Source organism: Rubrilithobacter danxiaensis, assembly GCF_047272945.1.
In the GTDB taxonomy this organism is placed as follows: Bacteria; Bacteroidota; Bacteroidia; order Sphingobacteriales; family Sphingobacteriaceae; genus Rubrolithibacter; species Rubrolithibacter danxiaensis.
The window spans coordinates 131,373-154,274 of the sequence record NZ_JBKOPS010000009.1 but is presented as its reverse complement, the minus strand read 5'-3'; the positions used below and the strand labels follow the sequence as shown (position 1 = coordinate 154,274).

Below are 22,902 nucleotides of genomic sequence, written 5' to 3'. Positions count from 1 at the left end.
AGTTAGGAATGCTTTTTGAATAAATTCATGAAAAAAGATTAAGAAAATGATTTGGATTTTATTTATAGGAATAACGGCTATCAGCTTCATTGTTCAATGGAGGTTTAAAAGCAAGTTCAAGCAATACTCGGAAGTTCCGTTGTTATCCGGAATGACAGGTCGCGAAGTTGCTGAAAGAATGCTTCACGATAATGGTATTTACGATGTTAAAATTATTTCTGTTGATGGTCAGTTAACAGATCACTATAATCCTTCAGACAGAACAGTAAACCTTAGTCCGGAGGTTGCTCTGGGCCGAAGTGTTGCAGCAGCAGCAGTGGCAGCTCATGAATGCGGACACGCAGTACAGCATGCAAAAGCTTACTCCTGGCTGCAGTTCAGGTCTGCGATGGTACCAATTGTAAGCACTGCCTCTAAGTTGGTTCAGTGGACTTTAATGATAGGCGTAATGCTTCTTGCTTTCAGCGGAAATTATATAGTGCTGACAGTAGGAGTTGTAGCTTTGGCGATAGTAACATTTTTCAGTTTTGTAACTTTACCGGTTGAATTTGATGCTTCCAGAAGAGCCTTGGCCTGGCTGCAAACCAACCGAGGTATTATGCAAACGGATATGGAACACGGACAGGCTAAAGATGCTTTGTGGTGGGCCGCTATGACTTATGTAGTTGCTGCTTTAAGTTCCCTGGCTATGCTTTTATATTACGCAAGTATGTTAGCTGGCAGAAGAGATTAAAAATAGTTAATAAAAGATTTGAAGATAGTCCTGATGTAAATAAACATCAGGACTATTTTTATTTAACCGTGTATGGTTTCCTTCTTTCCGTAGTTTTGAATTACACTGGCTTCGTAATCCAAAAATTCCTGCCAGCGTTTATCCACATCAATATTTTCAGCATATTTTCTGGCAAGTTTAATAAAGGTTGTATAATGAGTAGCCTCACTAATCATCAGTTCATGATAAAATGCAGCTAGTTTTTCGTCATTAATATGTTCTGAAAGAACTTTGAAACGTTCGCAACTGCGTGCCTCAATCATAGCGGCAAAAAGTAAACGATCTATTAATTGTTCTGTCCTGCTTCCGCCTTTTTTAAGGAATTTAAGTAATTCGTTTACATAATCGTCTTTTCGCTCTCTTCCTAAAAGGTATCCACGTTCCAGGATAATATCATGAACTCTTTTAAAATGGTCCATTTCTTCCTGTACTAAGGCGGCCATTTCCTGCACTAAATCAGATAAGTTGGGGTTTTGAACAATTAGCGTAATTGCATTGCTTGCTGCTTTTTGCTCGCAAAAGGCATGATCAGTAAGAATTTCTTCAATATTGCTTTCCACTACATTTTTTACCCATTTGGGGTCTGTAGGAAGTTTTAATTTAAGAATTGTTTTTTCGTTGCTCACAAGGCAAAAATACAGAAGAATTGTTAGTGATACAGATTCTTCGATTCTATAAATTTCAGCACTTCATCCGGTATAAAAAACTGAACATTTTTACCTTCCTGTATTGCTTTTCGGATAAAAGTGGAAGATATCTCCATTTGTGGCGTTTGAGTAACAGTAACAGACGGGTGGTTCTCTAATTCTGAATTTTCGTAACCAGGCCTGGGATAAATTAAAATAGAATAATCTCTTAATATCAGTTCATAATTTTTCCACTTTTTAAGTGATTTTAAATTATCAGAACCCATTATGAGTGAAAATTGGTGCTCTGGATAGCGTTCTTGCAAATAAGTTAATGTATCAATGGTATAAGAGGGCTGAGGTAGTTTAAATTCAATGTCGCTAACACGGATATTTTCAGCATTTTCAGTAGCAATTTTTGCCATTTCCAGCCGGTCGTACATATTTATCAATGCACTTTTATCTTTCAGAGGATTGTGTGGTGAAACCACCAGCCACACCTGCTCAAGATCCGTGTAGTTCGCCATAAAGCTGGCGATAATTAAGTGCCCTGTGTGAATGGGATTGAAAGAACCAAAGAACAAACCGATTTTCATTCAATTGGTTATTTTAAGTTAAGTTTAAAAAATCGGCAACTAACTTTTCTGCTTCTTCACATGCAGTTTTAAGATCATAATTTTTTAAGACAACATCAAATTTGTCTGCATAGGTAAGTTCCTTTTCAGCTTTTTTAAAGCGTTCCGAAAGCTTTTCAGCCGTGTCAGTTCCGCGTCCGGTTAATCGTTCTATTAAAACCTCTAATGACGGCGGCTGTACAAAAATAGACAGCGCATTGTTGTCGTATTTTTTTTTAAGCCGAAGGCCGCCTTCCACATCAATATCAAAAACTACCTGCTTACCTTCATCCCAGATGCGTTGTATTTCTGAGAAGAGTGTTCCGTAGAATGTACCCGAATAAACTTCTTCAAATTCTACAAATTCATGTTTGGCAACCTTGTGCAAAAACTCTTCTTTGCTAATAAAATAGTAATCTTTGCCATTAATTTCCTTACCCCTGCACTCCCGCGTAGTTGCAGAAATGGAAAAGGAAAGTTGTGGGAATTTTTTAAGAAGATGATGTACTATAGTTGTTTTTCCTGCTCCGGATGGAGCTGAGAATATGATAAGTTTACCCGTCATATATTGAAGTTGAAAGTTGAAGTTAAAAGGTTTATAACTTGCAATTCAAAACCTGTAACTAATTTTAAAGTACATTTAATAATTGCTCTTTTATTTTTTCCAGCTCCTCTTTCATTCCAACTACCAGTTGCTGAATCTGTGCGTCGTTAGCTTTTGATCCCATGGTATTTATTTCCCGCCCTATTTCCTGCGAAATAAAGCCTAATTTTTTTCCGTTAGCATCCGGTGATTTAAGCGTTTCGAGGAAATAATCGCAGTGGCTTTTTAAACGGATCTTTTCTTCCGTAATATCCAGTTTATCAATATAAAAAATCAATTCCTGTTCAAAGCGGTTTTGATCTACGTTTTCTTTTCCGATAAATTCTTCAATTAACTGGTTAAGGCGTTCACGAATCATCGGGATACGTTTAGGTTCCTGTTCTTTTACCTGGTTTAAAAAATTCAGAATATTTTCTATCCGAAGCAATAAATCCTGCTGCAGGATGGTTCCTTCATCTTTCCGGAAAGACTGGAAGCCGATCATTGCTTCATCAAAAGTTTTTAAAAGATGTTTCCACTCTTCTTCCGATATGGTTTCCTCGTCGTATTGAATCACTTCCGGAAAACTTAAGGCCAGCTGCAGCAGGCTTTTTCCCGGATCTTTTAATTCTTCCGAAACTTCACGCAGTTGCTGGTAGTAAGATTTAAGCAGATTCTTATTTATAGAAGCCGCCTTTGATAAATTTTCAGGGTACTCAACCGTTATTGTTATTACAACCTTTCCGCGTTCTATCTGCTTGCTGCATTCATTTCTTAGAAAAAGTTCTTTCTCTGAGAAAGATTTAGGCAGTTTAAGTGAGAGTTCAAGGAATTTGCTGTTTAAAGATTTAATTTCTACCGTATATTTTGCATTATCGAAATTACCCGAGGCTAATCCAAAACCCGTCATTGATTTGATCATGTTCAAAGATAAAACTAATTGATGAATTCAATCTGCTTTGTCCTGTACACAATTTAGTTTAAAATCGTTCAAAGATGTTAAATAACGTTAATGAGTGTATGCATTACTAATAATATGCATAGCTTAGTATAGTATGCACAAGCTACTATTTTTGGTTTTAATACAACTTATTTATACCGGGGTTGCTTGTGGTCAAAGCATTAAAGCCCAGCAGGGAGTAGTTTATAATAAGGGCACGGGCATACGAATTGGCAAGGCCGATATTTTTAACAAAAGAAGTAAGTTCCGGGTAAGTTCAGATGGTTTTGGCTCTTTCAGGATATTAGCTTCTATTGGTGATACTCTTGAAGTATCCTGTTTGGGATACAGCACCGAAAAGTTTATTGTAAACGATTACAAGGATGCAATTATCTATATTGAACCTACTAATGAATTAGAGGAAGTAGTTGTACGTGAAAAATCCATTCGAGAAGACCTGAGAGAAGTAGAAGAAGCTTACCGCAGTAAGGGAGTTTATTATAAAGGAAAGCCACCTGTTTATCTCTTAATATTTAAGCCGCTAACCTTTGTACATGAACTCTTTGGCAAGACTGCAAAAAATGCACGAAGATTTAACAGCTACGCTAAAAGGGAAATTGAATATCATGAAGTTGCCCGGAGATTTAATAATTACACCATAAAAAATGCAATATCTATCAGGGACGAAGAACTTGAGGATTTTAAAACAGATTTCTGGCCAACTGCAGAACAAATTAATCGTTGGAACGATTATGACCTGATGAATTATATAAAAAGGTCATACGAAGAGTTTAAACGGGCAAAGAAAGGTAATTAAATGCTTAAAGCTTCACATGCTTTTTCGGCAGCCAGTTTTTCAGCATTCTTCTTGTTATAATCGCATCCGGTACCAAAGTTTTCCCCGTCAATTAAAACTTTTATGGTAAATAATTTTGTGCTTTCGCCTTCTGCATTGGCAACCTGTTCAAACGTAATATCTTTACCATGGCGCTGGCACCATTCGATCAGTTTACTTTTAAAATTTGTTTCTGTTTGTTCGAGCAGGTGAATATCAACATGTGGTTTAAAAATCCGGTTGATTAAAAAGTCACGGGTAAAATTATAGCCTTTATCTAAATATACGGCTCCAACAAGTGCTTCAAACGCATCGCCCAAAAGTGAACTTTGCTTGGTGGGATAATTTACCATTTTACTGTCGTACTGGATAAGTTCATCAAAGCCCAGTTTTTTTGCAAGCTGGTTTAAATTGGCCCTGCTTACTATTTTTGACCGCATTTCTGTTAAGAAACCTTCCTCTTTATAAGGGTACATTTTAAAAAGAAGTTCGGCTACCACACAACCCAGTACTGCATCGCCTAAAAATTCTAAACGTTCATTGCTGTTTTTCGCACCGTTTTTTAATGTAACTGCAACCGAGCGATGACGAAAAGCCATACGATAAACAGCCAGGTTTCCCGGGACGAAGCCCAGAAGGTTCTTTAAGGTTTTAACATAATTTCGATTGGGAGAAAAATGTAATTTATAAAGTTTAAAAAAAGGCATTAAGTTTATTTTGCTTCGTATTCTCTACGATATAATTTATTTAATAAATATAGTACGTTGTTTTGTTTTAATGATATCGGTAAAAAATCACATGGTTTAATAGTAACGGCCCAATTGCTGTACAATTGTTTTTTTCATTAGTAAAGGATCAATTGTTCCCTGCTTGCTATATACAATTTTCCCTCCGGGAGCAACCAATATGGTATAAGGTAAAGCGCCCTGCCAGTTTTTATCTACTGCTTCAATCAGATCGTAAATATTTTCAGCGTTATAAATGTAATTTTTATTTGAAGCCTGCTTACTTTTTAAAAAAGCCAGTGCTTTGCTTTTTTTATCAGGCTTATCGGCGCTTATAGATATAAGCTCAAAATCGCGGCCTCTGTACATCCTGTTTATAGTGACAAAATTAGGAAATTCTGTAACACACGGGCCACACCAGGTTGCCCAAATATTAATCAATCTTAAGGTATCAGAGTTATTTTTCAGCAGGTTTTTTACTTCGTTTACATTAATGGCATTTAAAGCAACCGGTTCTTTAGCCCATTGTTCAAAAGCTTTTTTTACGCCTTCTTCTTTGTCAGGCCATTTTACAGAACAGCCAAACGTTTTTGTAGTTTCAACCGGAACAGCTTTTCCAGCTAAAAGAGCATCCAGCGCATTGCGGGTATCGTGAATTTTAGCAGTTCCGGGTTTTTCAGAATTATCAATTCGTCCGGTGTACCGCAATTTTCTTTCTGCATCGAAAATAAAAACATGGGGCGTTGCTACAGGGCCGTATTTTAAAGAAACCTCACTGTTTTCGCCATCATACAAGTATGGAAAATTAAAGCCTTTATCTTTTGCCCTTATTTTCATTTCTTCCTTTGAGTCTCCCATGTCTGTATAGCCCATTTCATCGAGCCTTACAGAACTGGCATCATTTGGAGAAATAGCAACAATTGCAACTCCTTTATTTTTATAATCGGTTACCAGCTCCTTTATCCTGTCTTCATAAGCTTGTGCCGTCGGACAATGATTACACGTGAAGATTATTGCCAGAAGTTTAGAATCCGCAAAGTTTTTTAGAGTGTATCGCTTTCTATCGGTTCCTTCAAGGTTAAAGTCAGGAGCCTTTGCCCCTATTTCTAAAGTTTTATGATCTGGATTAACAGGATTTGTAAAACTTGTTAAAAAGGGAAAAAGCAACAGCAGGTATAATACCTTTGAATACAATCTTACCATAAAATAGAATTTTTTGTATTAAACTTCCATAGATAATATAATTACCTAATTAAAAGCAATATAAAAAATTATTTAGCCAGGAGGAACTTATTCTTCGTACTTCTTAAAAATTACGGAAGCATTGTGGCCGCCAAAGCCGAATGTATTACTTTGAGCTGCTCTTACAGGCCGTTTTTGTGCTTTGTTGAATGTAAAATTAAGATTAGGATCTATTTCCGGATCATCAGTAAAATGATTGATTGTTGGAGGAATAATATCATTTTTTACTGCCAGAATACTTGCAATCGCTTCAATGGCTCCGGCTGCACCTAATAAGTGGCCTGTCATTGATTTAGTAGAGCTGATATTCAGTTTATAGGCATGATCTCCGAACAGATCTAAAATAGCTTTGGATTCACTGATGTCTCCCAAGGGAGTAGAAGTACCATGAACATTGATATAATCAATATCGCTGGTATTTAAGCCGGCATCTTTCAATGCGTTGGTCATTACCAGTCTGGCGCCTAAACCTTCAGGATGCGGAGCAGTAATGTGATTTGCATCGGCGCTCATTCCGCCACCAACAATTTCTGCATAAATGGTTGCACCACGGGCTTTTGCATGTTCCAGGCTTTCCAGGATGATTGTTCCTGCACCTTCGCCTGCTACAAATCCGTCGCGATCTTTGTCAAAAGGCCTGGAAGCTGTAGCGGGATCTTCATTGCGGGTTGATAAGGCATGCATAGCATTAAAACCGCCTATACCCGCTTCGTTTATGATAGCTTCAGATCCTCCGGAAATAATCACATCTGCCACTCCGGCACGGATATAATTAAAGGCATCAATGAGCGCATTGGTTGAAGAAGCACAGGCCGAAACAGTAGAAAAGTTAGGGCCTCTTAGCCCGTATTTAATGGAAATATGTCCCGGAGCAATGTCCAGGATCATTTTTGGAATAAAGAAAGGATTAAAACGGGGAGTTCCGTCGCCTTTGGCAAAGTTGGTAACTTCGTCTAAAAAGGTTTTTAACCCGCCTATACCCGACCCCCAGATAACTCCGATCCTATTGGTATCTGCTTGTTCAAAATCCAAACCCGAATTTTTAACGGCTTCGTCAGTTGATACAAGCGCATAATGCACAAACGGATCAAGTTTACGGGCTTCTTTTTTGTCTAAAAAATCTTCAGGGGTAAAGTTTTTGACTTCGCAGGCAAACTTTGTTTTAAAGTTTGAAGAGTCAAATTTAGTAATCGGAGCAGCGCCGCTCACTCCATTGATAAGGCCGTTCCAATATTCTTCAACGGTATTACCTATTGGAGTAAGCGCACCAAGTCCCGTAACAACAACTCTTTTAAGCTCCATTTATAGTATCAGGGATTACTTTACGTTTTTCTCTAAATAAGCAATAGCTTGGCCAACTGTACCGATGGTTTCAGCCTGGTCATCAGGAATAGCAACGTTAAACTCTTTTTCAAACTCCATGATAAGTTCTACGGTGTCCAAAGAGTCAGCACCAAGATCATTAGTGAAAGATGCCTCTGGCGTAACTTCGCTCTCATCCACACCTAATTTTTCCACGATAATTGCTTTTACTCTTGAAGCGATATCAGACATAGTTTTATGATTTTATGGTTAAATAATTCTGTGCAAAGAAAAATAAATTCTGACAAATATCAAACCTTTTTGTTTTTAGGTAAAATATTGAAAAAATAGTATCTCAAATTAGTATAGTTTGTAAATTTAACCGCTGCTTGTTTTGAATAAATTCACTCTAAAATACGAATTAGATCTCGACTTTGTTTTGATCGCATTAACGGTACCGTTAAAAGATTACCGGTTATGCTACAAGATCAACAAGCAATTGAATATTCAGTTTCATCGTATAGACGAATTATCTTTTCAATTTTCTGCCCAGCAGGAAGTACAGTATTTCTCACGGTACTATTATCAATCTGCAGAAACAGAAACGCAGTTTTATTTATTAGCAAATAAAGGAACTGAAGGCTTTTTAATACCCGAAATGCGTACGGTAGATTTTTTTATCCTGATAAGAAATTATATTGATGATGAAGACCTTGAGAACATTATTTCAGCGCTGAATAAAATACCCGAAGTACAGGTTGCAGCAGAAGTTGATCCAAAGAAATTGAAATCTAAAGAAAATCTGATATTTTAGCGCTCGATTTTTTTCAGTGTAAAAGTTACACAAATTGAAACAGGCATAGCAGTAATTAATAAGATAATAAAATGAGACAAGTTCATAAAAGAACAAAAATTGTAGCAACCATGGGTCCTGCATCAACAAAAAAGGAAGTATTGTTGAGCATGATTAAGGCAGGATTAGATGTTTGCCGTTTAAATTTTTCTCACGGAAGCCAGGAAGATCATCAAAAGGTTATTGAAACAATCAGAGAAATAAATGATACTTATAAAACCAATGTAGGTATTCTGGCCGATCTTCAGGGGCCGAAAATACGGATTGGAAAGATGAAAGAAGGTGGAGCACACCTTATAAACGGAAGCCAGATAGAAATAACTACACAGGAACTTATAGGCGACGAAAACCGCATCTACATTACGTATGAAAGTTTTCCGAAAGACGTACGGCAGGGTGAGATTATTCTTTTAGATGACGGAAAGATCCAGATGATGGTGCTCGACACCAATAATAAAGATACTGTTAAATGCGAAATTGTACATGGAGGAATATTAACCTCAAGAAAAGGGGTTAACCTTCCAAATACCAAAGTATCTATTCCAAGTTTAACTGAGGAAGATATTGATAACCTGAAGTTTGTTTTACAGTTCGATATTGAGTGGATTGGCTTATCCTTTGTTCGTAATGCACAGGATATAGTTGATTTAAAACGAATTATTGCCGAAAGCGGAAAAACAACACGGGTAATTGCTAAAATTGAAAAACCAGAGGCTATTGAAAATATAGACGAAATTATTGCTGTTACAGACGGTGTAATGGTGGCACGTGGCGACCTTGGCGTTGAAATGCCAATGGAGCAGGTTCCTGTCCTTCAGAAAATGATTGCCAGAAAATGCCGCGAAGCGTCAAAACCTGTAATTGTTGCTACACAAATGCTTGAAAGCATGATTACCACACCGCGTCCAACTCGTGCAGAGGTAAATGACGTTGCAAATTCGGTGTTAGACGGAGCGGATGCAGTAATGCTAAGCGGAGAAACTTCGGTTGGAGAGTTTCCGGTTATCGTTATTGAAACAATGCATAAGATCATTAAAAACATTGAAGAAACTGCATACCCGTATCATACTCCTAAAAAATTAAATCCGGAATCGCCAACCTATATGTCGGATGCTGTTTGTGGTTCGGCAGTTTATCTTTCCGATAAATCGAATGCCGTTGGTATCGTTTCCATGACTTCATCTGGTTACACCGCATTTGAAATTTCAAGTCATCGCCCTAAAGCCGGAACCTATATTTTTACAAGCAATCGTACACTTCTTAATACATTAAGTTTATTATGGGGAGTAAGAGGTTTTTATTACGATAAATTTGAAAGCACCGATCAGTCTATCCGCGATGTAAATAAAATTCTTAAAGACGAGAAATTGATTTTATCCGGCGAAGTTGTAATTAACACTGCTTCTATGCCTATTGAAAAGAAAGGTAAAACGAATATAATCAGGGTTACTGTTGTAGATTAACAGAGGTTTATCCTGCATAAAAAGCTGGCACAAAAAATGCCGGCTTTTTTTTGTTTAGGTGCATCAGTTTTTTGTAAAAATGCCCTGTATTTTAAGTTTTCCACATAGATAAATAACTGTTTTTAAGCAAATTAACATAGTTTCTATGCGAACAGGGAAAGATACACCAGTAACATGTGGAAAAAACCAAATGGACGGTAATCAGATATAAAATAAATTTGATGAAAAACCCCTTTACTTTTTTAAGGGACATAATCGCTTGATTACTATTAATTAAAAAAATATGGCTAAAGCATCTTCAACAAAATCTAAAGGAACTGGTAAGGGATTAAAGTTCCAGAGATATTTCAGCAAAGAAGGCATCAATGTTTATGATTTATTTGCGTATGAAAAACGCTCTTCTGTGATAAGAAATCCAGCAGGTGATGCTGTATTCGAAATGAATGATGTAGAAGTACCGGCTTCATGGAGCCAGGTAGCTACCGACATTCTTGCACAGAAATATTTCCGTAAGGCAGGCGTTCCGCAGCCCGATGGAACTACCGGTTCTGAAAAGAGCATTAAACAGGTAGCTCACCGTATGGCTGATTGCTGGAGATCATGGGGACAGCGTTACGGATATTTTGCTTCCAAAGAAGATGCTGATATTTTTTACGAAGAGCTTGTTTATACAATAGTAGGACAATTAGCCGCCCCGAATTCACCACAATGGTTTAACACAGGGTTGCATTCTTCGTACGGCATTACCGGCAAGCCTCAGGGGCATTATTACGTAGATCCTGAAACGGAAGAACTTTCAAAGTCTACCTCAGCTTATGAGCGGCCTCAGCCTCATGCCTGTTTCATCCTTTCTGTTAGCGATGATCTGGTTAACGATGGCGGAATTATGGACCTATGGGTTCGTGAGGCACGGATCTTTAAATACGGATCGGGAGTTGGAACAAACTTTTCTGCTATTCGCGGAGAAAACGAAAAACTTTCAGGCGGAGGCTACTCTTCCGGCTTAATGTCTTTCCTTAAAATCGGCGACCGTGCTGCAGGAGCGATCAAATCGGGCGGAACAACCCGTCGTGCTGCAAAAATGGTTTGCCTCGATCTGGACCATCCGGAAATTGAAGGGTTCGTAAACTGGAAAGTGGAAGAGGAGAAAAAAGTTGCCGCATTAATTGCTGCAGGCTACTCTTCAGATTATGAAGGTGAAGCTTACCGTACCGTAGCGGGCCAAAACTCAAATAACTCTGTACGTATTCCAAACAGCTTTTTCCATGCTCTGGAACAGGGAAAATCCTGGGATCTGATTGGCCGTACTAATGGAAAAGTTGTTAAATCTATTTCCGCAGAAAAACTGTGGCAGGATATCGCGTTTGCTGCCTGGGCCTGTGCTGATCCCGGAGTACAATACGATACCACGATAAACGAATGGCATACCTGCCCTGAAGGCGGTCGCATCAATGCATCCAATCCTTGCTCAGAATACATGTTCCTGGATAATACTGCATGTAATCTTGCTTCCATCAACCTGGCGCATTTCTTTAATCCTGAAACCCTAACTTTTGATGTTAAAGGGTTTGAGCATGCCTGCCGCATCTGGACAGTTGTATTGGAAATCTCTGTTTTAATGGCTCAGTTCCCTTCTAAAGAAGTGGCTCAGCTTTCTTATGACTACCGTACGTTAGGATTAGGATATGCAAACCTTGGTTCTATGCTGATGGTAGCCGGAATTCCTTACGATAGCGATAAAGCACGTGCCATTGGCGGAGCAATAACTGCGGTGATGACAGGAACAGCGTATGCAACTTCGGCAGAAATGGCTAAAGAATTAGGAGCTTTCCGTCGTTTTGAAGAAAATAAAAAACACATGATGCGGGTAATGCGTAACCATCGCTATGCCGCTTATAATGCAACCGATGCTTACGAAGGCCTTGAAATTGCGCCTCCGGGAATTGATCAGAAATACTGCCCTGATTATTTGCTGGCCGCAGCCTGCAATGCCTGGGACAAAGCAGTTGAATTAGGTGAAAGCTACGGTTACCGCAATGCTCAAACTACCGTTATTGCTCCTACAGGAACTATCGGACTTGTAATGGATTGCGATACAACCGGTATTGAACCTGATTTTGCTTTGGTGAAATTTAAAAAACTTTCAGGAGGCGGTTACTTCAAGATCATTAATCAGGGAGTTCCTGCTGCTTTAAAGAATCTGGGATATAAAGACCATGAAATTGAATCGATTGTAAATTACGCAAAAGGTGCCGCCACCTTAAAAGGTGCACCACATATCAACTTTGATTCGTTAGCGGCAAAAGGATTTACTCAGAATGAGCTTGAAAAAATTGATAAATCACTGCTTGCTGCTTTTGAAATAGGGTTTGTATTTAACCAATGGACTCTCGGAGAAGAGTGTTTGCAGCGTTTAGGCTTTAAAGCTGAACAGTATAATTCGCAGGATTTTAATTTATTACGTTCACTCGGATTCAGCCGTCAGCAGATTGCAGAAGCCAATGAATACATCTGCGGAACAATGACCATTGAGGGCGCTCCGTACCTGAAAGCTGAGCATTATCCGGTTTTTGATTGTGCAAACAAATGCGGAAATAAAGGCCAGCGCTACATTCATGCTCACGGCCATATTAAAATGATGGCTGCTGCACAACCGTTCTTATCAGGAGCGATTTCAAAAACAATCAATCTTCCAAACGAAGCAACAGTTGAAGAAATTAAAGATTGTTACGAACTATCATGGAAACTTGCATTAAAAGCAAATGCGCTTTATCGTGATGGTTGTAAATTATCTCAGCCACTTTCGACTAAGTCTGATAAGAAGGAAGAGGAAGAAAAACTGGATTCGGTAGAAGAAGTTCTTGGTGAAGCAGCTAACGTCAAACTGAGCGATTTAACACCGGAGCAGGTTCTGGAAGCAGCAAGAGCAATTCTTGAAAAATCAACAGATACTACCTTCAAACGCCAGTTATCTTCGGTTGTGGAACGTAAAAACCTGCCTGGAAAACGGGGTGGTTTTACTCAGAAAGCAGCGGTAGGCGGTCAGACATTGTTTGTTAGAACGGGAGAATACGAAGACGGAACTTTAGGTGAAATCTTTGTGGATATGCACAAAGAAGGTGCAACTTTCCGCTCCTTAATGAACTGTTTTGCCATAGCTGTTTCAGTCGGCTTGCAGTATGGTGTTCCTTTAGAAGAATTTGTTGACAAATTTACTTTCACCCGTTTTGAACCTTCGGGAATGGTAACCGGGCATGATAACATTAAGAGTGCAACTTCTATCATTGATTTTATCTTTAGGATGCTGGGTTACGAATACTTAAATCGTACAGATCTTGTTCATGTTATAACTGAGCAGAAAGCCATTATCGGTAATCCGCAAATGGCAGATGAAGATGTCAATCACGATAGCAGCAATGTTTATCAGCAGCCGAAAGCTGAAATGAAAGTATTGGCCGACAAAAAATTAAAACCTGTTCTTGATATTTCAGGCGGAGGACAATCTGATGCACCTGCATGTAGCAATTGCGGACATATTATGGTGCGCTCAGGGACTTGTTATAAGTGTTTGAACTGCGGTACGCAGGGAGGATGCTCGTAATTGAGTTTTAAGTTGTAGGTTATAAGTTATAAGTAAAGCCTCGGTATAAGCCGGGGCTTTTTGTTGAGCCATTGTCGATAACTTTTAAGTGTAACATTTAAATAGCAATGTGAATATTTAAGGCGGCATTAAAATCGAATATTTTTTATATTTTCGGAAGAACAACCATCTCTCAATTCAAGTTTATGAAACTGTTTCTCATTACCGGTTCTTTCTTTTTATTGTTATTTACCACCGCTACTTTAAATGCGCAGACCGACAGTCTTGATAATTATGTAAAAAGGCTAAAGCTTTCAAAAGTAAAGGGAGGAAGCGAGACGGCATTTTTAAGTATAGGATCAGACTTTTTATACGGCCAGGAATATTTTGAAGCGGGTAATTATAGTTCGGCCGCGGGTTATTTTGAGGGTATTCTTCGAAAAGAAAAGGATCATCCCTATGCGAATTACCAGTTGGCTATTTCGCTGTTAAAGCAACATGACACCTATAAAGCCCGCCAGGCAGAACCTTACCTCGAAAACGCTTTTCGGTTAATTCCCTCTTTGAGAAAACGGTATTCAAAGGATATTCCTGCTAATGTCGAACCGGCCCAAAAAAATCCTCCCGCTGTTAATACTACCGCAACTGCCGGAAATAGTTTAGCAGTTCAACAAAAACAAGGCCATAGCCTTGATGAGTATATTGATAAAATTAAATATTCACGCAGTACCGGCGGTGCTGAAACCTATATGAACAGTCCGGGCCTGGATGCATTTTATGGGATAGAATATTATGAAAATGGTGATTATGGCACTGCCGCCACTTCTTTCAGCCGTTCTCTTGCAAAAGATAATTCCAATCCATACGTTAATTACATGAATGCGATAGCATTGGCGGCACAGGGAAAAAATAATGAAGCAAAAACTTTTTTGGCAAAGGCAACTTCGGGAGATAAAACATTGCAGCAACGATTTGCTAAAGAAGCTCCCTTAGCAAACGCCAGATGGAAAAAATTGCAGGAGTCAAGAACTGTAAAAACAATTCCGGTAAAAAAAGCTGCTTATGGAGGCGCCTTAGTATATGGTAATTACACATGTCACCTTAGTATTTGGAACGGGCCGAATGCAAGCCCCGCCTACAGGTATGAATATAAAGGTTATTTTGCACTTAAAAAGGATGGCACTTACCGCTGGCTGGATAACGGCGAAACCGGAAAATACAACTACGATGCCGCTACTGGTACGATTACCTGGCTGTCAGGCTATTTTAAAGGGCAAGCTCTAAAGCTTTCTGTATACCAGCCGGGAACTACTGTTTCACAGATTACCGTTAATTTTTCAGATTCTTACCGTTGGGAATGTGGATGTAATAATAAATAAGGTAGTCTAAGTATATATTTAAATGCGTAAGTTGAAAGTTGCCCTTAATTGAAAGGCATTTTTCGCCATAAAAGAAGCATTTTCTTACTGCAAAAAATTTTTTTAGTTTCCTCAATCCTTTTCCTTCTTTTTGTTGTTATAGAATGACATCAACAACAAAGTAATTACAAATAGCTATGAAAAAACTAATTTTTTTATCCCTGTTAGCTGCCGGAATAGGCATGGCAGGATGCTCAACGAGCAGAACTGGTCAGGGAGGTTCTGATACTACAAGTACCGGAACCATGGGAACCGACACAATGGGTACAGGTACAGGTACTACAACTGATACTACAGGCACAGGAACTGGAATGGGAACAGGAACTACAACTGATACCACCGGAACAGGTACCTCAGGTACAGGAAACGGTACTATGGGAACCGGTACAACTGATACCACCGGAACTTCAGGTACAGGAACTGGACAATAAAATCTTATAGGATAAAAAAGCCCTCGCATCTTGATGCGAGGGCTTTTTTATTTCTTTTAAAATCCTGCAATTTTCTTCCGGATCCTCATTTTGCCGGTATTTAAAATAATTGAATAAATTCGCTATCTTTTATGTATTACCTTAGAGGATATAGAATTAAATTTTATGAATAAACTCTGTTTAATGCTCTCAGCTCTTTTACTATCGTTTACAGCGTTAGCTCAGCAAAAGCAGCCCTATATACAATCGTTAAGTACAGATAATGCATGGGTCGATTCTGTTTTTAAAAAATTAAACAGAAAGGAACGTGTTGCACAGCTTTTAATGGTAAGGGCGCATACAGATAAAGGAAAAACATACGAAGATTCTATTGCTGAAGTAATCAGAGAAGAACACATTGGCGGCCTTGTTTTCTTCCAGGGCGGGCCCGGCAGGCAGGCCAATCTTACCAACCGATATCAATCTATTTCCTATGTTCCGCTACTTATTGCTATGGATGGAGAATGGGGTTTGGGCATGCGGCTAGATAGTACAATCTCGTATCCTTACCAAATGGCTTTAGGTGCAATTCAGGATACAGCACTTATCTATGAAATGGGTACAGAAGTGGCTAAAGACTTTAAACGTTTGGGTATGCATATCAATTTTGCTCCCGATGTGGATATCAATAACAATCCTAAAAATCCGGTTATCAACTACCGCTCTTTTGGCGATAATAAATACAATGTTGCTGTTAAGGCGGGGGCTTATATGAAAGGGATGCAAGATGAAGGTATCCTTACTACCTTAAAGCATTTCCCCGGACATGGCGATACGGATGTTGATTCGCACAAAGATTTACCACAACTGAAATTTGACCGCCAGCGGCTAGATTCGCTTGAGTTATATCCTTTTAAAGAGCTTATAAATAAAGGAGCAACCGGAGTAATGGTTGCCCACATGAATATCCCGGTATTAGATAACACTAAAAATCTTCCTTCTACCCTTTCGAGACCCATTATAACCGGCCTTTTGAAAAACGAGTTGGGATTTAAGGGATTAGTATTTACCGATGCAATGGAAATGAAAGGCGTTGTAAAATATTTTCCAAATGGCGAAGCGGATGTAAGAGCTTTGATAGCAGGAAACGATGTTCTTGAGCTGTCAGAAAATAGTAAACGAGCAGTAAAAATGATTCGAAAGGCTATTCATAAGGGCAGACTCAGCTGGAATCAGGTAAATAACAGTGTGAAAAAAGTATTAGCAGCGAAGTACTGGGTAGGATTAAATAACTATAAGCCTGTAGATACAACAGAAATTGTTACCTATTTAAACCGCCCCGAAGCTCTTGCCCTGAAGCAACGCCTGGCTGATGCTTCCGTAACTGTTTTAAAGAACGACAGCCTGCTGAAAGCTCTTGATAAAAATAAACGCACAGCGCTGGTAAGTTTAGGTGTAACAGAAATAACAGGATTTCAGGGTGAACTGAAAAACTATTTTACAAATTCAACAAATTTCATTGCTTCTAAAATAGTGAGTTTAACAGATATTAAGCGCATGCTTGAAGAACTTAAAACTTACGATCAGGTAATACTGGGAATACATGATTATCGCAAACGCCCTGGAAGCACGCTGGATTACAATAACGAGTTAAAACTTTTTATAGCCGAAGCTGCAAAAATGAATACAATTACGGTTGTTTTTGCCAATCCGTATACCATCGCCGGGTTACCGGGAATTGAGCAAAGCAAAACAATACTGGTAAATTACCAGAACACAGATGAGATGCATAAAGCTTCTGCAAAAGTTTTAACCGGGAAAATGGGCACCAGCGGAAGGCTTCCTGTTAACGTTAATTCCTTTTTTAAATATGGAGACGGAATTTCGTTTTTTCCTGTTCCGGCTACTGTCTCGGGCCAGATAGAATAAAAGTATGACGTGCGGGGAACAATAATTTGAGGGCAATTGCGTATCTTCAAATTCGCATGCAAATTTTATCAAAGTACAACGAAAACTTTTTAAAAGCTTTAGATAGGCTTAATGAAAATCAATTAAAAGCGGTTTCCAGGATTGATGGTCCGGTACTTGTAATTGCCGGCCCTGGAACAGGTAAAACGCAGATACTTGCAGCCCGTATCGGCAAGATTCTTTTGGATACAGATACGCAGCCACATAATATTCTTTGCCTTACTTATACCGATGCAGGTGCTGTGGCTATGCGTAAACGCCTTTTTGATTTTATTGGTCCGGAAGCTTACCGTGTAAATATTTATACTTTTCATGCTTTTTGTAATGATATAATTCAGGAAAACCTGGACTATTTTGGTAAACTGGAGCTGGATCCTATCTCAGATCTGGAACGGATCGATCTTTTCCGAAAACTGGTGGATGGTTTTGATAAAGATCATCCGCTAAAACGTTTCCGAGGGGATGTTTACTACGAGGTAAAGCGCCTACAGGAATTGTTTTCAGTAATGAAGCGGGAAGACTGGAGCCCGGAATATATTTCAGAAAAAATTGATGAATTTCTTGAACTCATAAACTGTTGCGAGCCAGATTCACCTTATTACAAGAAATACAAATATGTGCGTAAAACCGGAATGAAAGAGGCTGGCAGTTTCAAGCCCGATTACGAAACCGTATGCGAGAATCTTGCTAAGTTAAAGGCGGCTGTTAATGAGTTCCCAAGGTATCAGCAAATGATGTATTCAAAGGGCTGGTATGATTATGATGATATGATCCTTTGGGTGCTGGATGCTTTTAAAAAAGACGAGCAATTTTTACTTAATTATCAGGAGCGTTACCAATACGTGCTGGTTGACGAATACCAGGATACCAGCGGTTCGCAAAATGAACTGATCCAGCTGCTTATATCTTATTGGGAGAGTCCGAATGTTTTTGTAGTTGGAGATGATGATCAGTCTATCTTCCGCTTCCAGGGAGCCAATGTGCAAAATATTGAAGCTTACAGCTCCAGGTATGCCAAAGAATTGTATCATATTATGCTAACGGATAATTACAGGTCGTCGCAGCATATTTTAGATACAGCAAGAGTATTGATTGAAAATAATACGGAGCGCATTAAATTACCCGGTCTTAGCAAGCATTTAATTGCACGCAATACAGCATACCTTGATTTAGTAACTAAACCGGAAATAAGGGCATATCAAACGCAGTTTCATGAATTCGCGTCTGTTACCAATGAAATTGAAAAGCTGATTGCTGGAGGTGTGGATCCTGATGAAATTGCCGTTATCTATAAAGAACATCGTTCGGGAGAAGAACTTGCCCGATATTTTCATCTGAAAGGAATCCCGGTAAATACAAAACGAAAAGTAAATATCCTGGACGAGCCTTTTGGTAATAAGCTGATTAATCTGTTGAAATACCTTTCTCTTGAAGCTGAGTATCCGTTTAGCGGGGATGAACTGCTTTTTGAAATAATGCATTATGATTTCTACCAGATTGAGCCTATCGATATCGCCCGGATCAGTGTGGAAGTAAGCGAATATAATAAACATCATAAAGATAAGACCTCACTTCGGTCTAAAATAAAAGATCTCGCTTCTAAAACAGGGCAAACACTTTTTGATACCGAAAGCGCACTGCAAATAAAACGTTTGAGCGATGATATTGAGTTCTGGATAAAGGAGTCGCATAACATCACCCTTCAAAATCTTTTTGAAAAGATTATGGTAAGGGGCGGAATTTTAGCATACATTCTGAAATCTTCAGAGAAAACATGGAGAATGCAGGTACTTTCTTCGCTTTTTAACTTTTTAAAGGAAGAAAGCCGTAAACGTCCGGATATGGGGCTGAAAGATTTTGTGGAAATGCTGGGACTGATGGAGCAGAATGATCTGAAGCTCGAACTGCATCAGAATTTATTCAATGAAAAAGGAGTTAATTTTCTTACCTGCCACGGATCAAAAGGTCTTGAGTTTGAATATGTTTATCTTATCGGCTCAACTTCTAAGGTCTGGGAAAAGAAAAGAAAGAATAACCAGGGATTTAAATTCCCCGATACCATATTCTCGTCACTACCTTCAACCAGTGATGAAGAAGAGCTGCGCAGATTGTTTTACGTGGCACTTACGCGGGCAAAAAAATGTTTATTCATTTCATTTCCAGAGCAGGATGCAAAAGGAAAGCCTTTAGAGTCAACTGTTTTTATTGGCGAAATCCAGGCAGCTACCGATCTGGAAGTGCAACGGCAAGAAGTTTCTGAAGAAGTTCTTACAGATTTCTTTATTCTCCAGTTTACAGAAAACGAACATCCGGAACTGGGTTTAATTGATCGTGATTTTGTCGGTCAGCTTTTACAGAACTACGCTTTGAGTGTAACTCATTTAAACAATTACCTGGATTGCCCTTTGAAGTTTTATTTCCAGAACCTGATAATGGTACCAAGCGGCAAAAATGAAACCATGACTTTTGGTTCTGCAGTACATTGGGCCTTAAATAAACTTTTCCGGGCGTTGCCGGATAATGACAATGAATTCCATAGCCTGGAAAAATTCCTGGAAGATTTTAACTGGTATATGAACCGAAACAGAGAAGCATTTACTTCTGAGCAGTTTAAAAGAAGGATGGAGTACGGATCCAAAATCCTGCCTGAATATTACAATAAATATGTAGATAGCTGGGAAAAGATCTGTACAACAGAATACGCGATAAAAAATGTGGAAGTGGACGGGATTCCGGTAAAAGGGGTATTGGATAAGCTTGAATTTAAAGGGAAACAGGTAAATGGGGTAGATTATAAAACCGGAAGCTTTAAAAACGCAAAAGAAAAGTTTTTCCCGCCTAACGAGAAAAATCCTTTGGGCGGAGATTACTGGCGACAGGCGGTTTTTTATAAATTGCTGGTTGAAAATGACCGTCGTAAGGACTGGGAAGTTAGCAGCACAGAATTTGATTTCATTGAACCTGATCAGGGCGAATATGTGAAGCAGAAGGTCGTAATAATGCCCGAGCATTTGCAGATCGTTAAACAGCAGATAACGGAAACTTACCAGAAAATTAAAAATTATGAATTTTCAGGATGTGGAAAGGCTGAGTGCCATTGGTGCAACTTTGTAAAAAGCAATTTTAAACAATTAGCAGAAGTGCCGGTGGATGAAGAAACAAACGAAATTTAATAAATTTGTTTATGGGCTCTTTTCGTTTAGATAGAACAGCTTTCAAAGCTCAAACAGTTGAAGAAGCTGCAAATCACGTAGATTACTATAAAAGATTATCTTGGCAGGAACGGCTTCGTATTGCTAATTATCTTAACAGCATTGCATATAATTATCCTGAAAATAATCCCCCAAAAGTAGACAGGACAAAGTTTTCTGTAAGATCAAGACAAAAATAATGGACAATATATTTAATGAGGATTTTCGTGATTTTATTGATTCCTTAAATAAATAAAGTAATCATCCGGATTGGGATGTTTTTACTTTTGGAATTCCACCTTCTGCTATTGATATTATGGTGAAATTAAAGGGCTTAAGTTTTGAGGAGTGTTATAATCACGCTACGTATTTCGAAGAAGATGGATTAAAAATAAGAACGCTTCATTTAAGTAATCTTATAGAAGCTAAAATTTCATCTGGCAGACCTAAAGATTTAGATGATTTGGAAAACTTATCACAATTATAGCCGAAGGTAGGCTTGTTTTTTAATCAGCAAATTTAACTACAAAAGAATTTTTCATTGCTGATTTAACTTTGTTGTATAAGTTAATATTTGAAGAGCTGTTTATCATTACAACGCCGTTTGTTTTTTGCGCAATAGCAATATCGTAAATAGCTATAGAAGAAAGAAGCTTATCCAGGTCCACATTAATTTCGCCCTTATAATTCCTGTTTCCAAATACAAGCAGGTCTTCTGCCGGTAAATCTATATCGATAGGTTCATTCACATAAATCTCCAGCGGAGTGCTGTTCCCTTTTTCATCCGAATATGTCCCTTTTAAAAATACAGATGGAGCTGATTCACTTCTTTTGATTTCAAGTTTTACATGCACCCCGCGGTAAAATCCTTCAGCTAAAGAAATGCTACTGAAAAAAGACGAGGATTGCGCCAAATCAAGGTAGGACGAGTTCTCAGCAACTGCTGCAAAGTCCTTTTCATCTTTTCGGGCACTAAATTCAATGGTATTAAGGTTAAGTGTAAATGTTTCAAATCGTAATTCCCGTTTAGCAGAAACAGAATTCGTATCAATGTTGTTAACCTCGAAGTTCAGCCTGGCTTTTAAATCAGGAATTTTTTTGCATGAAAGCAATGAAAATGCAATCATAGAAATTCCGGCAAGTTTAAATAGTACAGGTTTCATCCCCTTTTAAATAACCTGAATACGAATAGAAGTCAATCGGGTTTCATACAAAAGGGTAACAGGGTTTCTGTGTATTAAAAATGATAACAAAAGCTGTTAAAAGGCGCAGTTATTGCAAGTTGTATTTCAAACATTACTGCTTATATTTGCGTCCAAACTTGATTTAATAGAAATGAGAGAAATTCAGTTCAGGGAAGCGCTTCGTGAAGCAATGAACGAAGAAATGCGTAAAGACGATAAAATATTTTTGATGGGTGAAGAAGTTGCAGAGTATAACGGAGCTTACAAAGTGAGCCAGGGAATGCTGGATGAATTTGGTCCTAAAAGAATAATAGATACGCCAATTGCAGAGCTTGGGTTTGCCGGAATTGCTACTGGTGCTGCCATGAACGGTTTGCGCCCTATTGTAGAATTCATGACTTTTAATTTTTCTTTAGTTGCGATAGATCAGGTTATTAACGGTGCTGCTAAAATTTTATCAATGAGCGGCGGCCAGTTTTCTGTTCCAATCGTTTTTCGTGGCCCAACTGGGAATGCAGGCCAGCTTGGAGCACAGCACTCGCAAAATTTTGAAAACTGGTATGCAAACTGCCCGGGATTGAAAGTAGTAGTTGCTGCTACTCCGTATGATGCAAAAGGATTGTTAAAGCAATCTATTATTGATCCTGATCCGGTAATTTTTATGGAATCAGAAATAATGTACGGTGACAAAGGGCCTGTTCCGGAAGAAGAATATTATTTAGAACTGGGCAAAGCTCATGTAGTTAAGGAAGGTACCGATGTAACGATTGTTACTTTTGGTAAAATGCTTTCAAGAGTGGTTTTGCCTGCTGTTGATGAACTTGCAAAAGAAGGTATTAATGCCGAAGTAATTGACCTGCGGACAGTTCGCCCGATTGATTACGATACAATTATAGCTTCTGTTAAGAAAACAAACCGCCTGGTAATAGTTGAAGAAGCATGGCCTCTTGCCTCTATCTCTACTGATGTTTCTTTTAAAGTTCAGAAAGATGCTTTTGATTATTTGGATGCTCCTGTATTACGCGTAGTATCAGCAGATGTACCTCTTCCTTACGCCCCGACTTTAATAAAAGAGGCATTGCCCAATGCAGAGCGTGTTGTAAAAGCAGTAAAAGATGTACTTTATATAACGAAATAACGAAATTATTCTAAAAAGGGAAGGCCGGTTGTTAAACCGGCCTTCCCTTTTTTTACGC

General features: G+C 38.6%; 20 protein-coding genes. 11 read left to right on the top strand and 9 right to left on the bottom strand.

Annotated features, from left to right (window positions below):
• The first annotated feature begins 46 nt into the window (after positions 1-46).
• Positions 47-733, top strand: coding sequence for a zinc metallopeptidase (locus ACLCDL_RS13180; protein WP_423148790.1), 687 nt, complete (start codon positions 47-49; stop codon positions 731-733).
• Positions 734-795: 62 nt separating this feature from the next.
• On the opposite strand, the gene ACLCDL_RS13175 is transcribed toward ACLCDL_RS13180, so the two are convergent.
• The 4 genes from ACLCDL_RS13175 to ACLCDL_RS13160 all read right to left on the bottom strand — a co-directional run bounded on the left by ACLCDL_RS13175 (position 796) and on the right by ACLCDL_RS13160 (position 3,517).
• Positions 796-1,398, bottom strand: a complete 603-nt coding sequence (locus ACLCDL_RS13175) for a MiaE family protein (RefSeq protein WP_423148788.1) — start codon at positions 1,396-1,398, stop codon at positions 796-798.
• Between the two features lie 23 nt (positions 1,399-1,421).
• Complete coding sequence (gene nadD / locus ACLCDL_RS13170) at positions 1,422-1,994, bottom strand: nicotinate (nicotinamide) nucleotide adenylyltransferase (RefSeq protein WP_423148787.1); 573 nt, start codon at positions 1,992-1,994, stop codon at positions 1,422-1,424.
• Positions 1,995-2,007: 13 nt separating this feature from the next.
• A complete protein-coding gene (gene gmk / locus ACLCDL_RS13165; protein WP_423148786.1) occupies positions 2,008-2,577 on the bottom strand; it encodes a guanylate kinase in 570 nt (189 codons plus the stop codon).
• Between the two features lie 64 nt (positions 2,578-2,641).
• Positions 2,642-3,517, bottom strand: a complete 876-nt coding sequence (locus ACLCDL_RS13160) for a YicC/YloC family endoribonuclease (RefSeq protein WP_423148785.1) — start codon at positions 3,515-3,517, stop codon at positions 2,642-2,644.
• Positions 3,518-3,650: 133 nt separating this feature from the next.
• Here ACLCDL_RS13160 and ACLCDL_RS13155 point away from each other — a divergent pair, with 133 nt between their 5' ends.
• Positions 3,651-4,352, top strand: a complete 702-nt coding sequence (locus ACLCDL_RS13155; protein ID WP_423148784.1) for a carboxypeptidase-like regulatory domain-containing protein — start codon at positions 3,651-3,653, stop codon at positions 4,350-4,352.
• On the opposite strand, the gene rnc is transcribed toward ACLCDL_RS13155, so the two are convergent.
• The 4 genes from rnc to ACLCDL_RS13135 all read right to left on the bottom strand — a co-directional run bounded on the left by rnc (position 4,349) and on the right by ACLCDL_RS13135 (position 7,891).
• On the bottom strand, positions 4,349-5,077 hold the full coding sequence (rnc, locus tag ACLCDL_RS13150; protein ID WP_423148783.1) for a ribonuclease III: 729 nt from the start codon (positions 5,075-5,077) through the stop codon (positions 4,349-4,351). The two genes, ACLCDL_RS13155 and rnc, sit on opposite strands and share 4 nt — an antisense overlap.
• Positions 5,078-5,173: 96 nt before the next feature.
• Entirely contained in the window at positions 5,174-6,298 is a 1,125-nt protein-coding gene (locus ACLCDL_RS13145) for a redoxin family protein (protein WP_423148782.1), read from the bottom strand.
• Between the two features lie 87 nt (positions 6,299-6,385).
• Positions 6,386-7,639 carry a beta-ketoacyl-ACP synthase II gene (gene fabF / locus ACLCDL_RS13140; protein ID WP_423148781.1) on the bottom strand — a complete coding sequence of 418 codons (1,254 nt, stop codon included), beginning with the start codon at positions 7,637-7,639 and terminating at the stop codon, positions 6,386-6,388.
• A 15-nt stretch (positions 7,640-7,654) separates the two neighbouring features.
• Positions 7,655-7,891: an acyl carrier protein gene (locus ACLCDL_RS13135; protein ID WP_008508386.1), complete on the bottom strand. Its 237-nt coding sequence runs from the start codon at positions 7,889-7,891 to the stop codon at positions 7,655-7,657.
• Between the two features lie 142 nt (positions 7,892-8,033).
• On the opposite strand from ACLCDL_RS13135, the gene ACLCDL_RS13130 reads away from it, so the two are divergent.
• From ACLCDL_RS13130 to ACLCDL_RS13095, 8 genes are all read left to right on the top strand, one after another.
• The gene (locus tag ACLCDL_RS13130) at positions 8,034-8,453 is read left to right on the top strand and encodes an IPExxxVDY family protein (RefSeq protein WP_423148780.1); all 420 of its coding nucleotides are present in this window, start codon (positions 8,034-8,036) and stop codon (positions 8,451-8,453) included.
• A 71-nt stretch (positions 8,454-8,524) separates the two neighbouring features.
• Complete coding sequence (gene pyk / locus ACLCDL_RS13125) at positions 8,525-9,955, top strand: pyruvate kinase (RefSeq protein ID WP_423148779.1); 1,431 nt, start codon at positions 8,525-8,527, stop codon at positions 9,953-9,955.
• Positions 9,956-10,238: 283 nt separating this feature from the next.
• Positions 10,239-13,556: a vitamin B12-dependent ribonucleotide reductase gene (locus ACLCDL_RS13120; protein ID WP_423148778.1), complete on the top strand. Its 3,318-nt coding sequence runs from the start codon at positions 10,239-10,241 to the stop codon at positions 13,554-13,556.
• Positions 13,557-13,741: 185 nt separating this feature from the next.
• Positions 13,742-14,914 (top strand): tetratricopeptide repeat protein, encoded by a 1,173-nt coding sequence (locus tag ACLCDL_RS13115; RefSeq protein WP_423148777.1) that lies wholly within the window; start codon positions 13,742-13,744, stop codon positions 14,912-14,914.
• 176 nt (positions 14,915-15,090) lie between these two features.
• Positions 15,091-15,384 (top strand): hypothetical protein, encoded by a 294-nt coding sequence (locus tag ACLCDL_RS13110; RefSeq protein WP_423148776.1) that lies wholly within the window; start codon positions 15,091-15,093, stop codon positions 15,382-15,384.
• Between the two features lie 165 nt (positions 15,385-15,549).
• Positions 15,550-17,292: a glycoside hydrolase family 3 protein gene (locus ACLCDL_RS13105; RefSeq protein WP_423148775.1), complete on the top strand. Its 1,743-nt coding sequence runs from the start codon at positions 15,550-15,552 to the stop codon at positions 17,290-17,292.
• Positions 17,293-17,348: 56 nt separating this feature from the next.
• Positions 17,349-20,504: an ATP-dependent DNA helicase gene (locus ACLCDL_RS13100; protein ID WP_423148774.1), complete on the top strand. Its 3,156-nt coding sequence runs from the start codon at positions 17,349-17,351 to the stop codon at positions 20,502-20,504.
• Between the two features lie 11 nt (positions 20,505-20,515).
• Positions 20,516-20,722 carry a hypothetical protein gene (locus ACLCDL_RS13095; RefSeq protein WP_423148773.1) on the top strand — a complete coding sequence of 69 codons (207 nt, stop codon included), beginning with the start codon at positions 20,516-20,518 and terminating at the stop codon, positions 20,720-20,722.
• A 306-nt stretch (positions 20,723-21,028) separates the two neighbouring features.
• On the opposite strand, the gene ACLCDL_RS13090 is transcribed toward ACLCDL_RS13095, so the two are convergent.
• Positions 21,029-21,685, bottom strand: coding sequence for a hypothetical protein (locus ACLCDL_RS13090; protein ID WP_423148772.1), 657 nt, complete (start codon positions 21,683-21,685; stop codon positions 21,029-21,031).
• A 172-nt stretch (positions 21,686-21,857) separates the two neighbouring features.
• Here ACLCDL_RS13090 and ACLCDL_RS13085 point away from each other — a divergent pair, with 172 nt between their 5' ends.
• On the top strand, positions 21,858-22,844 hold the full coding sequence (locus ACLCDL_RS13085) for a pyruvate dehydrogenase complex E1 component subunit beta (RefSeq protein ID WP_423148771.1): 987 nt from the start codon (positions 21,858-21,860) through the stop codon (positions 22,842-22,844).
• The last annotated feature ends 58 nt before the right edge of the window (positions 22,845-22,902 follow it).

Coding starts and splice junctions, on each gene's coding strand:
- gmk (WP_423148786.1), bottom strand. CDS start 2,577: ATGACGGGTAAACTTATCATATTCTCAGCTCCATCCGGAGCAGGAAAA.
- ACLCDL_RS13090 (WP_423148772.1), bottom strand. CDS start 21,685: ATGAAACCTGTACTATTTAAACTTGCCGGAATTTCTATGATTGCATTT.
- ACLCDL_RS13120 (WP_423148778.1), top strand. CDS start 10,239: ATGGCTAAAGCATCTTCAACAAAATCTAAAGGAACTGGTAAGGGATTA.
- rnc (WP_423148783.1), bottom strand. CDS start 5,077: ATGCCTTTTTTTAAACTTTATAAATTACATTTTTCTCCCAATCGAAAT.
- ACLCDL_RS13155 (WP_423148784.1), top strand. CDS start 3,651: ATGCACAAGCTACTATTTTTGGTTTTAATACAACTTATTTATACCGGG.
- ACLCDL_RS13095 (WP_423148773.1), top strand. CDS start 20,516: ATGGGCTCTTTTCGTTTAGATAGAACAGCTTTCAAAGCTCAAACAGTT.
- ACLCDL_RS13110 (WP_423148776.1), top strand. CDS start 15,091: ATGAAAAAACTAATTTTTTTATCCCTGTTAGCTGCCGGAATAGGCATG.
- ACLCDL_RS13135 (WP_008508386.1), bottom strand. CDS start 7,891: ATGTCTGATATCGCTTCAAGAGTAAAAGCAATTATCGTGGAAAAATTA.
- ACLCDL_RS13115 (WP_423148777.1), top strand. CDS start 13,742: ATGAAACTGTTTCTCATTACCGGTTCTTTCTTTTTATTGTTATTTACC.
- ACLCDL_RS13085 (WP_423148771.1), top strand. CDS start 21,858: ATGAGAGAAATTCAGTTCAGGGAAGCGCTTCGTGAAGCAATGAACGAA.
- ACLCDL_RS13100 (WP_423148774.1), top strand. CDS start 17,349: ATGCAAATTTTATCAAAGTACAACGAAAACTTTTTAAAAGCTTTAGAT.
- pyk (WP_423148779.1), top strand. CDS start 8,525: ATGAGACAAGTTCATAAAAGAACAAAAATTGTAGCAACCATGGGTCCT.
- ACLCDL_RS13160 (WP_423148785.1), bottom strand. CDS start 3,517: ATGATCAAATCAATGACGGGTTTTGGATTAGCCTCGGGTAATTTCGAT.
- ACLCDL_RS13145 (WP_423148782.1), bottom strand. CDS start 6,298: ATGGTAAGATTGTATTCAAAGGTATTATACCTGCTGTTGCTTTTTCCC.
- nadD (WP_423148787.1), bottom strand. CDS start 1,994: ATGAAAATCGGTTTGTTCTTTGGTTCTTTCAATCCCATTCACACAGGG.
- ACLCDL_RS13180 (WP_423148790.1), top strand. CDS start 47: ATGATTTGGATTTTATTTATAGGAATAACGGCTATCAGCTTCATTGTT.
- ACLCDL_RS13105 (WP_423148775.1), top strand. CDS start 15,550: ATGAATAAACTCTGTTTAATGCTCTCAGCTCTTTTACTATCGTTTACA.
- fabF (WP_423148781.1), bottom strand. CDS start 7,639: ATGGAGCTTAAAAGAGTTGTTGTTACGGGACTTGGTGCGCTTACTCCA.